This window comes from Comamonas sp. BIGb0124 (assembly GCF_003752175.1).
Lineage (GTDB): Bacteria > Pseudomonadota > Gammaproteobacteria > Burkholderiales > Burkholderiaceae_C > Comamonas_F.
Window position 1 is genome coordinate 651,362 of record NZ_RJVF01000008.1, and the last position, 14,123, is coordinate 665,484.

The window sequence follows — 14,123 nt, forward strand, 5'->3', positions numbered from 1 at the left end:
GTCGCCCGGCATTATGGAGACCCCATTGTCACTGTTTCGGACACATCGCCGAAACCGATCGCCCGCATCAGCTGCCGGCGACCTTCAAGCGTTCGACGAGAATCGAACCCACGGTCTTGGCGCCGTAGTTGTAGGCATCGGCCCCCACGGCCACGATCTCGCGCAGCATGTCTTTCATGTTGCCCGCGATGGTGATTTCCTCGACGGGGTGCTGGATCACGCCGTTGACGACCCAGAAGCCGCTGGCACCCCGCGAGTAATCGCCGGTGACGTAGTTCACGCCCTGTCCCATCAGCTCGGTCACGAAGAGGCCGGTGCCGAGTTTGCGCAGCATCTCGGCGAGGTCGTCGCCGGGGCGGGTCAGGCGGCTGGTCAGCGTCAGGTTGTGACTGCCGCCGGCATTGCCGGTGGTGCGCATGCCCAGCTTGCGGGCCGAGTAGCTCGACAGGAAATAACCCTGGACGACGCCGGCGTCGACCACCTGGCGGGCCCGGGTGATGACACCTTCCTCGTCGAACGGGGAACTGCCCTTGCCCTTGGGCACGAAGGGGTCCTCGAACACGTCGATGTGATCGGCGAAGACCTGTTTGCCCAGCGAATCCAGCAGGAAGGTGCTCTTGCGGTAGAGCGAACCACCGCTGACGCCCTGCACGAAGGCGCCCAGCAAGCCGGCGGCCAGGGGCGATTCGAACAGCACGGGGCATTGCGTGGTGGCGATCTTGCGGGCGTTGAGGCGGCTGAGTGCACGCTCGGCGGCATAACGCCCCACGGCCTGCGGGCTGGCGAGTTCGGCCGGATCGCGCATGGAGCTGTACCAGGCATCGCGCTGCATCTTGGCACCGCGGCCGGCAATGGGAGCCACCGACAGGCTGTGGCGCGAACTGGCATAACCGCCGGCAAACACGGTGGCGCCATCACGCCAGTGGCCGGCGTAGAAATGGCTCTGCTGCGCCGAAACGCCGGCACCTTCGCTGTTGGTGATGCGTTTGTCGACGCTCAGGGCGGCGGCTTCGCACTCGAGCGCCAGCGCGGCGGCGCGTTCGGCATCGACGTCCCACGGGAAAAACAGAGGCACTTCGGGGTGGTCGGTGCTGACGTCTTCCGGATCGGGCAGGCCTGCGGCCTCGTCCTCGGCGGTGAAGCGGGCGATGTCGTAGGCGGCCTGCACGACTTGCTCGATCGCGCTGCGCGAGAAATCGGAGGTGCTGGCGTTACCGCGGCGCTTGCCGATGTAGACGGTCACACCCAACGATTTGTCGCGATTGCGCTCCACGGTTTCAAGATCGCCCTTGCGCACCGATACACTCAGGCCTGCGCCCTCGGAGACTTCGGCGCCGGCCTGTGTCGCGCCCAGCTTGTGGGCGTGGCGCAAGGCCTGATCGACGAGATCGGCAAAAAAATCACGGCTGTAGGCAAAACCTGCAGCCGCCTGAGTGGACGACGAGGAGGATGCCGCCACAGCGTGGGCAGCCGTCTTGCGAGATGGTTTCTTCATATCGGCCACTATGATACTTGCCTGCGCCAACGGCTGCGTCCGCCACAGGCCTTACTTTCAGAGCATCCCCCGCGGTTTTTCAAGAACCGCCTGAACCCATGTCACGTAAACCCAAAAAAGGCTACTTCGTTCGAGGTCAATTCGTTGCCGAAGGCAGCGAGCTGGATCTCGAGCTCAAACGCCAACTCAAAGGCGACACCGATGTCAGCCGTACCGACCTCAAGCGCGAGAGCGACGAGCTGCAGAAGCTGGGCGCCGACCTGCTGACGCTGCGGGCCTCCCTGTTCAACAAGCTGCCCCTGCCGGACAAGCTGGTGGACGCGTTGGCCGAAGCCAAGCGCATCACCAATTTCGAGGGCAAGCGCCGCCAGATGCAGTTCGTCGGCAAGCTCATGCGCAAGCTGGAGGACGATCAGGTGGCCGCCATCCGCACCGCCCTCGAGGAACAGCGCACCGGTTCCGCCAAGGACAATCTGCGCCTTCACCTGGCCGAGCAATGGCGCGACCAGCTCATCGCCGAGGACGCTGCGCTCGAGCGCTGGCTGGGCGAACAGCCCGATACCGATATCCAGTCCCTGCGTGCGTTGATCCGGCAAGCCCGCAAGGATGCCGCTGCGAACGCCACGGCCGAACGGCAGCTCGACAAAGGCGAAACGGTGCGCCACGGCCGGGCCTATCGCGAGATCTTCCAGGTCGTCCAGACCGCTCTGCGCGGCGCCGACGGCGATGAGGACGAAGCAGACGACTCGCACGACGACGTGCCGGACGATCAGGCGCGATGACCCGCGCCCTCGACCACTTCGAAACCGAACGAACACCCTGATGTCTGCCACTTCCAACACCCTGCCCCAGGCGGTATCCGGCGATACCGCGCCGGAAGCCGTCCGCATCGGGCTGGTATCGATCAGCGACCGGGCTTCGGCCGGCGTCTATGTGGACGAGGGTCTGCCTGCACTCGAGCAATGGCTGGGATCGGCCTTGCACAACCCGATCACCTTCGAGTCGCGCCTGATCGCCGACGAGGCGCCCCTCATCAGCGAGACGCTGACGGCGCTCGCCGAAGCGGGCTGTTCGCTGATCCTGACGACGGGTGGAACCGGGCCCTCGCCACGCGACGTGACACCCGAGGCGACGCTGGCGGTGGCCGACAAGGTGATGCCGGGTTTCGGCGAACAGATGCGGCAGATCAGCCTGAACTTCGTGCCGACCGCCATCCTGTCGCGGCAGGTTGCGGTGATCCGGGGGCGCAGCCTGATCGTCAATCTGCCGGGGCAACCCAAATCGATCCGGCAAACGCTGCAGGGCCTGCCTGCACAAGACGGCCGGCCTGGCGTGCCGGGCATCTTTGCGGCGGTTCCCTATTGCATCGACCTCATTGGCGGCCCCTACCTCGAAACACGGGCGGAGGTCTGCGATGCCTTCCGGCCACCGGCTGCCCGGAGGGCGACCGGGCGCCTCTGAAGCAAGGCCGAGACAGACCCGGCGAGCCAGCCATGGGCCGGAGTCCTGCCGGCCGCACCGCTCAATGGCGCGCGAGCGACTCCAGGCGGGCCAGATCCTGGCGTTGACCAATCCAATACTGGACATGAACCTTCTCGAGGTCCTTCTTGGTCCATTTGCGGCAGCGATAGGCCCGCAGGGCGATGGTCTGGGCTTCGCGCTCGGTCAACGCATAGTGGGCGTGGACCCGAAAACGATAGCCATTGACGACGATGGGCTGGGGATAGATGACAGCAGGCATGACCGTTTGCATGGGCACCTCGAACGTCGTGGAGTCGTGATGCACGTGAGTATCCGCCGCCGATCAAGACAGCCAAAAGTCAGCGGAGATGCCGTTCTTCAGGGTTGTTGCTCACCTGCAACGCCCCCTCGTCCATGCAGCGTGCGGATCTGGATGCCGTCGGCAAGATGGCGGGCGAGCTTCACGGCTTCGCCGTAGTTCGTCAAGGGGGAGTCGAGCACCCGCACGATGTCTTGCCGGGCTTGTGGACGATGGGTGTAGCCGAGTGCCCAGCCTTCGAAGCCCCGCGATGCGATCGGCTCGGTGAACAACGAGGTGAATCGGGTATGGCGCCTATCGGCGGCAATGCGACTCAGCAAAGGCAGCAAGGCCGCCAACGACCCTTCGAGAATCTGCGCAAAGTGCACGCCGTCGTACACCAGCAGGCCGCTGATGCCGCAACGGGCATTGAACTCGCGGGCTCGAGGCACGATGCTGCGCAGGTGCACGGGAGCATCCGTCTCGTGGGCGACGCTGAGGTAGAAAGTCCGGTGCAATACCATGCTCGGAGCCGAATCAAGCCATCTGGTCGGAAACGGCAAGCAGTGCGCTGGCCAGTGCCTTGGCCTCTGCATGACCGACCACCTTTTGCGAAATGCAGCGAGCGACATCTTCGATCAACTGAGGCTCGTAGACATAACCCAGCGCCCATGCGCGGTACTGCCGCTGCGCCAGAGGCTCGAAGAACAGCAGGTTGGTCTCTTGATGGCGCGGGTCGGCATAGATGCGGACCATCAGCTTGAGCAATTCGTCGGCAGGGCCTTCGAGGATCTGCGCGTAGTGGGCACCGTCGTAGTTGAGGATGCCGGTGATGCCGTGGGCCTCGTTGTAGCGCCGCGCGCCCGGCAGGATTTCGGCCAGGCCGCGATGGCCCAGTTGCTCATCGGCCCGGCTGATGTAAAAAAGTCGATGCAAAGAACTCATGGCTGCCTCTTGTGCGTCGTCTGCGCGCACGGCGACCGACCCCCTGTCGGCGCCCATTGCAAAGAGTTTAGGCGATTTTCGGCGCACCCCGCCAAACTTCGGATGTAGCCAATTCATGCGACATTCATCTATCGCCCGATCAGATCCTTGAGGTGATCGGCCTGAAAATGCTCCTCGCGCGCGGCATCGCCCGGCACGCAATCCTGCCGTGCCTGCCCTTGCGACAATTTGCCGATGGCCTGCCACAGCAAGGCGATCTGGTGCTCCTGGTTGTCTGCGCTGTCGATGAGATCGCGCAGGGCGACGTTCAAGGGATCGTCGCCGGCCGTGACGCCATAGGCCAGGAAAGCCGGTTCGGCGGCCTGGGTCGATGCCGGGCGGGGCGCCGCCTGTGCCTGGCGCTCTGCCATGCCCTGGGCGGTGCGCAATGCGGCGTCCAGGACCGCCACCGCGGGCGCCGGCGGCACATCGCCCACGATGCGCCCCGGATTGCCGACGACCGTGGCGCCCTGGGGCACCGGCTTGGTCACGACGGCGTTGCTGCCGATCCGGGCGTCGTCGCCGACCACAAAACCGCCCAGCACCTGGGCATTGGCACCGACGACGACATTGCGGCCCAGCGTCGGGTGGCGCTTTGCCCCCTTGGTGAGGCGGGTGCCGCCCAGGGTGACGCCCTGGTAGATGGTGCAGCCTTCGCCGACTTCGGCGGTCTCGCCGATGACCACGCCCATGCCGTGGTCGATGAAGACACCCGGCGCGATGCGCGCGCCCGGATGGATCTCGATGCCGGTCAGCCAACGGCCCAGGTGAGACGTGAAGCGGCCCAGCCAGGGCAGTCCATGCGACCAGCACCAGTGGGCACGCCGATGGACGGCCAGCGCATGCAGGCCCGGGTAGCAGGTCAGCACCTCCCAGGTGTTGCGCGCGGCGGGGTCGCGTTCGAGGATGATCCGGATGTCGGCTTTGAGACTGTTGAACATGGCGGTGTTGAAGCACGTGCGGACCGAGTCCGCAGGGAAATACAAGTCTAGTCGTTCGATCGAGAGGCCGCATCGGCCATGGCTTTGGCGATGCCGCGCAGGATGTGGATTTCGGACTGGCTGAGGCCGGCCCGGTTGAAGAGCTGGTTGAGACGCGGCATGAGCTTCTTGGGTGCGGCCGGATCGAGGAAACCGATGGCGGCCAGCGATTGCTCCCAGTGCGCCAGCAGGCCGGTGAGCTGCTGCGCATCGGCCTGCGGATCGCCCGCTCGTGCGGGAGGAGCCGCGGCATTGGCGCCCGCCACCGCAAAACCGCCCAGGGCCAGCCGCCACTCGTAGGCGATCAACTGCACGGCCGCGGCGATGTTGAGCGAGCCGTAATCCGCTGCGGTGGGGATGCTCAGGCAGGCATGACAGCGGTAGACGTCCTCGTTGCGCATGCCGTAGCGCTCGGAGCCGAACAGGATGCCCAGGCGCTGGCCGCCGGTCGCAGGCTGGGCGGCCAGTTGAGCGAAATGTTCGCGCGGCGCGCGCGTGGGCGGGCCGAAGTCGCGTGGCGTCATCGCGGTGGCGCAGAGATGGGTCACGCCGTCGAGGGCCTCGTCGAGCGTATCGACCACACGCGCACGAGCCAGGACATCGATCGCCCCGCTGGCACGGTCCACCGCTTCGGGGCGCTGGAGCACGTCGGGCCAGCGCGGGGCCACGAGCACGAGATCGTCGAAACCCATGACGCGCATGGCCCGCGCGACGGCGCCCACATTGCCGGCATGGCTGGTCTGGATGAGGATGAAACGGGTAGAGAAATCGGCAGCGGCAGGCATGGGACAGGAGTTCGGCTAGGAGGGCGGCGGCGCAGACGGGTAAAATGGCGCCAAGCCGGTGTGGGTCCGCATGACGGGCCACAACACATCCTCCCATTGTCGCCGCTCGCATCGCCGAGGGCGCGTCCACCCGTTCTTCTCACAATTCGTATGTCGACCAATCTGCATCCCATGCTCAATGTGGCCATCAAGGCCACCCGCGCCGCCGGCGCCATCATCAACCGAGCCGCGCTCGACATCGAATCCGTCCGTATCTCTCAAAAGCAGGTCAACGACTTCGTCACCGAAGTCGACCAGGCCAGCGAACAAGCCATCATCGAAACCCTGCTCACGGCCTACCCCGGCCACGGCATCCTGGCCGAGGAGTCGGGACGCGAGCATGGCGCCAAGGACAGCCAGTTCGTCTGGATCATCGATCCGCTGGACGGCACCAACAACTTCATCCATGGTTTCCCGGTCTACTGCGTGAGCATCGCCCTGTCGGTCCACGGCGTGATCGAGCAGGCCGTGGTCTACGATCCGACCCGCAACGATCTGTACACCGCGACCAAGGGCCGCGGCGCCTACCTCAACGAGCGCCGTATCCGCGTCAGCCGCCGCACGCGTCTGCAGGAGAGCCTGGTCTCCAACGTCTACCCGCTGCGCCCGGGCAACAGCGTGGCGCGCCTGCAGCAGATCACCGGCGAGCTCTATCCCCATGTGACGGGTGTGCGCAGCGCCGGCTCGGCCGCGCTCGAACTGGCTTATGTGGCCGCCGGGTTCTCGGACGGGTTCATCGCCACCGGCGTGAAGAGCTGGGACATCGCTGCCAGCTCGCTGCTGGTGACCGAGGCCGGTGGCCTGGTCGGCAACTTCACCGGCGAAGCCGACTTCCTCGACCAGGGTGAATGCCTTGCGGCCACGCCGCGTGTCTATGGCCAACTGGTGTCGCTGCTGACCAAGCACTCCAAGTTTGCCGACCTGGCCGAACGCAGCAAGCGCCGCGCGCCGCTCGAAGACGGCGCCGCCGACGGCAGCGAAGTGGCAGAAGAAGGCAACGAGGACGCCCTCGAGGCCGGCGCGGCGGAGTCTGCCGACGGCAACACGGACGCCCCTGCAGCCGCCGAGGCACCCAAGAAAAAGCTGCTGCGCGTGCGCAAGTCCGACGTTGCCGGCGGCGATACCGAACGCCGCTGAACGACCGTTGGCCGGGCTGCTTGCGCGGCCTCGGCCAGGATCGCCGGACCGGACCGCGTTCCGGCGACGTTCCTTCTGGTCCGCGCATCTCGCCTGACCGATGCGCCGCGCCAGGGCCCCTGCCCCCGGCCGGACCCAAAGCGGCACCACACCCCTCCTCGCTTCCCCTGCCGATGCAGACGCCCGGCGGCATGCGGCACGCCTGCTGACAGATTTCGCACGCCGCGTCTGCGAGACTCTGCCCAGCGCCCGAACCCGCCGCCGGTCCGGCGCGGGAACCCCTGTCCTCATCTCGCATCCATCCCGATGCACACGCATTGGAAGAACCGGGCGCGGTCCGGTCCGGGTCTTGCGTGTGTGCCAACGTGAAACGCGGCCGATGCAAGGGGCACCGGGTGTCGTCGTTCCGGCTTGTTCGACAGGGAGTCGTTTTTGTCCATCTTGTCCGCCATCCAAAACCTCCATCCGTGGGTCGCCCTGCTGGGTGTGGCATTGCTGACGGCCGTGCTGGCCTTCGGGCTGCACGTGATCGCGAGTTCTCTGGCACGCCGCGCAACCCGCCGCAACGCCCTGCCCCACGCCATCGTGCAGGCCAGCCGCAAGCCGCTGGCCTGGGGACTGCCGTTGCTGGCCCTGCAGTTCGTCTGGCACGGTGCGCCGGACAATCTGGCCTACATCGACGGTGTTCGCCACTACAACGGCCTGATCCTGCTGGCCGTCATCACCTGGCTGCTGATCGCGGCCATCGACGGGTTGGCCAAAGGCGTGATGGCACGGCATCCGGTCAACACCCAGGACAACCTGGCCGCCCGCCGCATCCAGACGCAGACCCTGGTACTCGCCCGTGTGGGCATGTTCGGCGCCGGGCTCGTGGGGGTCTCCCTGATGCTGATGACCTTCCCCGGCGCGCGCCAGGTCGGCACCAGCCTGCTGGCTTCGGCAGGCGTGATCGGTCTGGTGGCCGGTATTGCGGCCAAGTCGGTGTTCAGCAACATCATTGCCGGCTTGCAGATCGCTCTGGCGCAGCCCATCCGCATCGACGACGTGCTGATCGTGCAAGGCGAATGGGGACGTGTCGAAGAAATCACGAGCACTTACGTGGTGCTGCGCATCTGGGACGATCGCCGTCTCATCATTCCCTTGCAGTGGTTCATCGAAAACCCGTTTCAGAACTGGACCCGCAACAGCGCCGACCTGCTGGGCACGGTGTTTTTCTATGTCGACTTTACGATGCCGCTGGCCCCCTTGCGCGCGGAGCTCGAACGCATCGTGCCGACGTTTCCCGAGTGGGACGGGCGGCTGATCCTGATGCAGGTGACCGATACCTCCGAGAACACCATGCAGTTGCGGGTCCTGGTCACCGCGCAATCCTCGAGCCTGGCGTTCGATCTGCGCTGCAAGGTGCGAGAGGGGATGATCGATTTCATGCAGCGTGAGTTTCCGCACCATCTCTCGCGGCAGCGCGTGGAGGGCCAGATCTCGGGCCTGCCGACCGTGCGGGCCGATCTGCCCAGCGATGCCGTGCGAGGCGTACCGGCCAGCGAGACTCCGCCGGCGCCACGGGGCTGAGACCGGCCGCTCGGCACTGCGCCAGCTCGCTAGCGGCCCAGCGCCTCGTGGCCGGCGAGCGCAGCGGCCAGGTAGTCGACCAGCGCCCTGACCTTGGCCGCCATCTGCTGTCCGTCGCGAAAGCAGGCGATGAATTCGAGGGGCTCGTCGAGAAAGGACCATTCGTCGTCGGGCAACAGGCAGACCTCTTCGAGCAGACCCGCCTGCACCAGCGGCTGCGCGATGAAACGCCCGACCCATGCGATGCCGGCACCCCGCTGCGCCATGCAGTGCAGGGTTTCGATGTCGTTGGCGATGGCCGCTACACGCAAGGGCGGCGTGGTGCGCTGGCCGTGGCGAAGAAACGGCCAGTTCATGAAACGGCCATCCGATTCACGCCGGTAGAGCAGGCATCGGTGCGCGAGCAGATCGCGCACGAGTCGCGGCCTGCCGTGGTGATCGAGGTATTCCCTGGACGCGCAGAACATGCGGGGGGCCATGGCCAGTCTGCGGGTCACCATCGAGGGCTCCATCGGCCCGCGATAGCGGATGACGACGTCGACGTTTTCGCGCACCAGGTCGACATGGCGATCGACCATGAGCACCTCGAGCTGCACTTGCGGATAGCGGTCGATGAATCCGGCCAGCAGCGGTGCGACCAGATGCCGCCCGAACGCCGCCGTACAGGCCAGCAGCAGGCGGCCCTGAGGCTCGGCCTGGCGATGCATGACTTCGGCCTTGGCCTGCTCGAGCTGGTCGAGCACAGGCGCCACACGCTCCAGGTAAAGCATGCCGGCATCGGTGAGCGCCAGCGAACGGGTCGAACGGATGAGCAGCCGGGTTCCGATCTCCTGTTCCAGCCGGGCGATGTTCTGGCTGGCGGCGGCCGGCGTGATGCCCATCTGCCGCGCGGCAGAGGCGATGCTGCCCCCCTGCTGTGCCCGGATGAACGTTTCGATGGCGCGAAGATTGGGCATGTCGTGTGAAGGGAAGAACAGGCGGCTTGCATCATTATGACTTACGACCCATCGACGTCATTCGATACAAAAACTAATGAATAAATGAAGGCTGGCTGGTCTTCCGCAGCAAACCGGGTTTTCTTAAAGTTCGTCCATTGCCGCAGCATCCGGCCGCCATCCGGCCATCCGGGACTGCATGCCCTCCTCCCTCCTTCCGAATCCGTCTGCCGATGATCTCTCCTCCCCCGCCCCGCCGTGCCTCGGCACCCCGGCTGCCACGGCGTTTTGCCGCCGTCGCCTTCGCTTTCTACATGTCCGCCATCATGGCCATGGTGATGAGCGCCGTCATCACGGCCGTCAACGAGGGCATCGGACCGGGCTACGTGCCCCACGTCCTGGCGGTCTACCTTCTGGCCATGCCAGTGGCGTTCTGCAGCGTGCTGCTGATACGGCCGGTGGTGATGTGGCTCGTGCTGCGGACCGTGGAGCACTGAGCCGGCGGGCTCCGACCTCGCCGAGGTGAATCGCCGGCGACCGGCGAGCCCGTGTCGTGCTGCAGGGGTCATACCCGGAATTCATGCGCAAGAAACGGGGCGAATCCATCGAATGGTCGGCGTAGAGTGGCGCCTAGAGACGACACACCGCCACCATGCACGCCAACACTCCTGTTCCTCTCCCGGACTCCGGCCTGCTCGCCGCAGAGCCGCCTTACCCGACCGACGATGCCCGCTGGGAAGCCTTGCGCACGCGCGACGCACGGGCCGACGAGCACTTCGTTTTTGCCGTCAGAACGACGGGCACCTATGCACGCCCGAGCCGGGCCGCGCGTCTGCCGCGCCGGGCGAACGTCGAGTTCTTTGCCACCGCAGAACAGGCCGAAGCGGCCGGCTACCGTGCCAGTGCCCACGCGCTGGCCGGTCGCGAAGCGCTGGCGCAACGGCATCTCGAGGCGGTGCGGAACGCCTGCATGACGCTGGAACAGGCCGATCGCGCCATACCGCTGGCCGAACTGGCGGCCGGAGCCGGCATGAGCACCTTCCACTTCCACCGTCTGTTCAAGAGCCAGACCGGCCTCACGCCCAAGGCCTATGCCCAGGCCTGCCGTGCAAGCCGCCTGCGCCGGGATCTGCCGCAGGCCGATCGGGTGACCGACGCGATCTACGACGCCGGCTTCGGCACCAGCAGCCGCTTCTACGACGCTGCGCCCGGCCTGCTGGGCATGCCGCCCAAGCAGTTCCGCGAAGGCGGCGCCCAGGCGAGCATCCGTTTTGCCGTCGGTCAATGCCGCCTCGGTGCCATCCTGGTGGCCCAGAGCGCACGCGGCCTGTGCGCCATCTGGCTGGGCGACGACGCCGACGCGCTGGTGCGCGAACTTCAGGACACGTTCCCGCGCGCGGAATTGCGGGGCGGCGAGCCCGGCTTCGAGCGCCTGGTGGCCGAGGTCGTGGGCTTCGTGGAACAGCCGGCCCTGGGCCTGAACCTGCCGCTGGACATCCGCGGCACGGCTTTCCAGGAACGCGTGTGGCGCGCGCTGCGCGACATTCCGCCCGGACAGACGCTGAGCTACAGCGAAGTGGCCGCGCGTGTCGGCACGCCGCGCGGCGCGCGTGCAGTGGCCCTGGCCTGCGCCGCCAACACGCTGGCCGTCGCCATTCCCTGCCATCGGGTGGTGCGGCAGAACGGCGATGTCTCGGGCTACCGCTGGGGCGTGGCGCGCAAGCAGGCGCTGCTGGCCGGCGAGGCCGATGGCGTAACCGGCAAGCCGTGCGGCAAGGCTGCCACGGATCGGTGAGGCCGGCAGGCGGCTGTCCATGTCCTGATTCCCGAGACAAAACAGGTTCCCACAGGCCTTCACACCTTGTCGTCCTATAGGAATAAATTTGTCAAATAATTACAAGAAAGAAGAGGATTCATCAAGACCGGGCTCGCTTTCTGGAGAGTTGAAATACGATTTCGCTTGGTGAGGAGAAATATAATTTCGGGGTCGACCCAGACCACTGGGCCGATATACCGAACTCGCTCGGGGCATGGCCCAAGGGCGGCAGGCGAACGCCGATGCCACGTTGGATTCCTACACCACGTCGATGCCTGCGGGAGATTCGAAAATAGCTTTCATTCTTAAAAAATCTGGAGGGATATGTTCAAGAAAATAGCAATTATTGCGATGGCATCCATTCTTTTCACAGGATGTGCATCCGTCAAAATGGAGAGCAAGGAAGCATCGCAAAAGGCAAAGGAGTTCAGCCAGCCAGCCACTGGAAACGCGGGCCTCTATGTCTACAGGGACAGCTTTGTGGGCAAGGCGCTGAAAAAGGATGTCTGGGTCGACAACAAGTGCCTCGGGGAAACCGCACCGGATGTTTTCTTCTACACCGAGGTCAAGGGCAACCAGACTCACGCCATTGCAACGGAATCGGAGTTTTCTCCGAACACCCTGTCGCTGCTGATGGAGGCAGGCAAGAACTATTTCATCCGCCAGTACATCAAGATTGGCGCATTTGTCGGGGGCGCCGGTCTTGAAGTGATACCTGAAGACCAAGGCAAGTTGGCTGTATCTAAACTGGACTTGGCAACACCCGGAACCTGCAGCAAGTAATACACCCTGTCGATATCCCGTCGATCGATGGGCCGGCTGATGCTGGCCCATTTCGTTGGCGATTGCCATTCCGACGTCAGGCAGAACTCAGCATCGACGCCTTGGCCGCCACTAAAGAGCCGACTGTCGCCCACGGGAGTCCTATCATCTGGTATGTTCCCGCTCTCACTCATCGGGATTTCAGCATGAGCATTTCTGCAACCCTCATCGGCATTCTTCTTGCGATCCTGCTCGGCGCGATGAGTCCCGGTCCAAGCCTGGCGGTCGTTCTGCGCAGTTCGATCGGGCTGTCTCGCAGGGCGGGCCTGGCGACCGCAGCGGGCATGGGCGTCGGCGGGCTGTTCTTCAGCGTCGTGGCGCTCGCAGGTCTCTACACGCTGCTGGCCAGCGTCGAGTGGCTGTATCTGGCGCTGAAGATCGCCGGCGGTGCCTATCTGATCTACCTCGCCTTCAAGATCTGGCGTGACGCCCCCCACAGCGTGCAAGCCTCGACGGATGGAGAGCTGCCCGCGCAAAGCCTGAAACAGTCGTTCTGGACGGGCCTCTCGACGCAACTGAGCAATCCCAAGACAGCGATCGTCTACGGCAGCATCTTTGCCGCGCTGCTGCCGCAGCATCCACCGGTCTGGTGCTACGTCGTGCTGCCGGCGCTGATTTTCCTGGTCGAGGCCGGCTGGTACTCGGTGGTCGCGCTGTGCTTTTCAAGCCCGCTGCCGCGCCGCCTGTATCTGCGTGCAAAAAAATGGATCGATCGCCTGGCGGCAGGTGCCATTGCGGCGCTGGGTCTCCGCCTGGTTGCATCGGACAGCGGCCCCGGTCTCTGATCGCACTCGCCGAGCCTGTCTGCCGGATTCCGAGCGATATCGGCGCGTCGAATCATGCCCTCCGAGGGTGCAACCGACTCACCCGGCGCGCCTCGCAGGCTTCGTGGCGTGCTGCGCCATCAACGCCACGACCCAATCGATGAAGACCCGCAGCTTGGCACTGACATGGCGGTTCGGCGGGAAGGCCACATACATCGGCATCGGATCGAGACGCCACGACTCGAACAGCGGGACCAGTTCGCCCCGGGCGCGGTGAGCCTCGGCCATGTAGTCCGGCAACCAGAGGATGCCCAGGCCCGCCAGTCCGGCCGCGAGATAGGCGTTGCCGTCGTCCACCGCCAGGACGTACCGGCCATGCACGGTCGCACTCTCGCCGTCGCCATGCATGGCGTACGGAAACGCCTTGCCGGTCCGTGCCCACAGAAAACCGACGATACGGTGGTTCGTGTCCTCGAGCTCCCGGGGATGCACAGGCGTGCCCAGGCGATCGAGGTAGCCCGGCGCGGCGTACACACCCAGTTGCAGATCGGGTAATCGTCGAGCCATGAGGGACTGGTCGGTGAGCTCGCCGCCCCGCACGACACAGTCGACGTTCTCGCCGATCAGGTCCACCGTGCGGTCGCTCACCCCCATGTCGAGCTGGATGTCGGGATATCTGGCATGGAAGTCCGGCAGGGCCGGCACCAGAATCATGCGGGCCAGCGGACTGGGCACGTCCACCCGCAGCCTGCCCCTGGGCGAGGCCGAGGCGCTGGACAAACTGGTTTCGGCGTCGTCCATGTCGGCCAGCAGGCGGACCACCCGCTCGTAATAAGCGGTGCCGTCCGCGGTGACATTGACTCGGCGTGTCGTGCGATTGAGCAGCCTGACACGCAGCCGCGCCTCCAACTGTTGCACGAGCTGCGTCACGCTGGTCCGGCTCATGTGCAGGGTCTCTGCGGCTTTGGTGAAGCTGCCGGTTTCCACCACGCGCGCGAATGCCAGCATGGCATCGAAACGGTCCATGTTTGCTCCGGA

At 65.4% G+C, this 14,123-nt stretch carries 16 protein-coding genes; 8 read left to right on the forward strand and 8 right to left on the reverse strand.

The genetic code is table 11. The features are described 5' to 3' along the window. Positions 1–67 precede the first annotated feature (67 nt). A complete protein-coding gene (pmbA, locus tag EC845_RS04160) occupies positions 68–1,495 on the reverse strand; it encodes a metalloprotease PmbA (protein WP_123295922.1) in 1,428 nt (475 codons plus the stop codon). Positions 1,496–1,593: 98 nt separating this feature from the next. On the opposite strand from pmbA, the gene yjgA reads away from it, so the two are divergent. Beyond that, positions 1,594–2,277 (forward strand): ribosome biogenesis factor YjgA, encoded by a 684-nt coding sequence (gene yjgA / locus EC845_RS04165; RefSeq protein ID WP_123295923.1) that lies wholly within the window; start codon positions 1,594–1,596, stop codon positions 2,275–2,277. Between the two features lie 40 nt (positions 2,278–2,317). After that, on the forward strand, positions 2,318–2,956 hold the full coding sequence (gene mog / locus EC845_RS04170) for a molybdopterin adenylyltransferase (RefSeq protein ID WP_123295924.1): 639 nt from the start codon (positions 2,318–2,320) through the stop codon (positions 2,954–2,956). A gap of 61 nt (positions 2,957–3,017) precedes the next feature. Here mog and EC845_RS04175 read toward each other — a convergent pair whose 3' ends face one another. The 5 genes from EC845_RS04175 to EC845_RS04195 form a co-directional block, all read right to left on the reverse strand. Further along, positions 3,018–3,236, reverse strand: coding sequence for a hypothetical protein (locus tag EC845_RS04175; RefSeq protein WP_148077237.1), 219 nt, complete (start codon positions 3,234–3,236; stop codon positions 3,018–3,020). A 98-nt stretch (positions 3,237–3,334) separates the two neighbouring features. Further along, positions 3,335–3,778, reverse strand: coding sequence for a BLUF domain-containing protein (locus EC845_RS04180; protein ID WP_123295926.1), 444 nt, complete (start codon positions 3,776–3,778; stop codon positions 3,335–3,337). Positions 3,779–3,791: 13 nt separating this feature from the next. Then, positions 3,792–4,199: a BLUF domain-containing protein gene (locus EC845_RS04185; RefSeq protein WP_158615609.1), complete on the reverse strand. Its 408-nt coding sequence runs from the start codon at positions 4,197–4,199 to the stop codon at positions 3,792–3,794. Between the two features lie 128 nt (positions 4,200–4,327). Further along, complete coding sequence (gene cysE / locus EC845_RS04190) at positions 4,328–5,179, reverse strand: serine O-acetyltransferase (protein ID WP_123296355.1); 852 nt, start codon at positions 5,177–5,179, stop codon at positions 4,328–4,330. 47 nt (positions 5,180–5,226) lie between these two features. Beyond that, positions 5,227–6,003, reverse strand: coding sequence for an RNA methyltransferase (locus EC845_RS04195; protein ID WP_123295928.1), 777 nt, complete (start codon positions 6,001–6,003; stop codon positions 5,227–5,229). Positions 6,004–6,153: 150 nt separating this feature from the next. Here EC845_RS04195 and EC845_RS04200 point away from each other — a divergent pair, with 150 nt between their 5' ends. Together EC845_RS04200 and EC845_RS04205 are read left to right on the forward strand one after the other, a co-directional pair. After that, complete coding sequence (locus EC845_RS04200; protein WP_123295929.1) at positions 6,154–7,179, forward strand: inositol monophosphatase family protein; 1,026 nt, start codon at positions 6,154–6,156, stop codon at positions 7,177–7,179. 441 nt (positions 7,180–7,620) lie between these two features. Continuing rightward, positions 7,621–8,748: a mechanosensitive ion channel family protein gene (locus tag EC845_RS04205; RefSeq protein ID WP_370451236.1), complete on the forward strand. Its 1,128-nt coding sequence runs from the start codon at positions 7,621–7,623 to the stop codon at positions 8,746–8,748. A 29-nt stretch (positions 8,749–8,777) separates the two neighbouring features. Here EC845_RS04205 and EC845_RS04210 read toward each other — a convergent pair whose 3' ends face one another. Further along, positions 8,778–9,704, reverse strand: a complete 927-nt coding sequence (locus EC845_RS04210) for a LysR family transcriptional regulator (protein WP_123295930.1) — start codon at positions 9,702–9,704, stop codon at positions 8,778–8,780. Positions 9,705–9,916: 212 nt separating this feature from the next. Here EC845_RS04210 and EC845_RS04215 point away from each other — a divergent pair, with 212 nt between their 5' ends. From EC845_RS04215 to EC845_RS04230, 4 genes are all read left to right on the forward strand, one after another. Continuing rightward, positions 9,917–10,180 (forward strand): DUF2798 domain-containing protein, encoded by a 264-nt coding sequence (locus EC845_RS04215; protein WP_123295931.1) that lies wholly within the window; start codon positions 9,917–9,919, stop codon positions 10,178–10,180. A gap of 155 nt (positions 10,181–10,335) precedes the next feature. Next, positions 10,336–11,478 (forward strand): bifunctional DNA-binding transcriptional regulator/O6-methylguanine-DNA methyltransferase Ada, encoded by a 1,143-nt coding sequence (gene ada / locus EC845_RS04220; protein ID WP_123295932.1) that lies wholly within the window; start codon positions 10,336–10,338, stop codon positions 11,476–11,478. Between the two features lie 345 nt (positions 11,479–11,823). Continuing rightward, positions 11,824–12,282 (forward strand): DUF2846 domain-containing protein, encoded by a 459-nt coding sequence (locus EC845_RS04225; protein ID WP_123295933.1) that lies wholly within the window; start codon positions 11,824–11,826, stop codon positions 12,280–12,282. 185 nt (positions 12,283–12,467) lie between these two features. Continuing rightward, positions 12,468–13,106, forward strand: coding sequence for a LysE family translocator (locus EC845_RS04230; RefSeq protein WP_123295934.1), 639 nt, complete (start codon positions 12,468–12,470; stop codon positions 13,104–13,106). A gap of 78 nt (positions 13,107–13,184) precedes the next feature. Here EC845_RS04230 and EC845_RS04235 read toward each other — a convergent pair whose 3' ends face one another. Beyond that, entirely contained in the window at positions 13,185–14,111 is a 927-nt protein-coding gene (locus EC845_RS04235) for a LysR family transcriptional regulator (RefSeq protein WP_123295935.1), read from the reverse strand. Positions 14,112–14,123 lie beyond the last annotated feature (12 nt).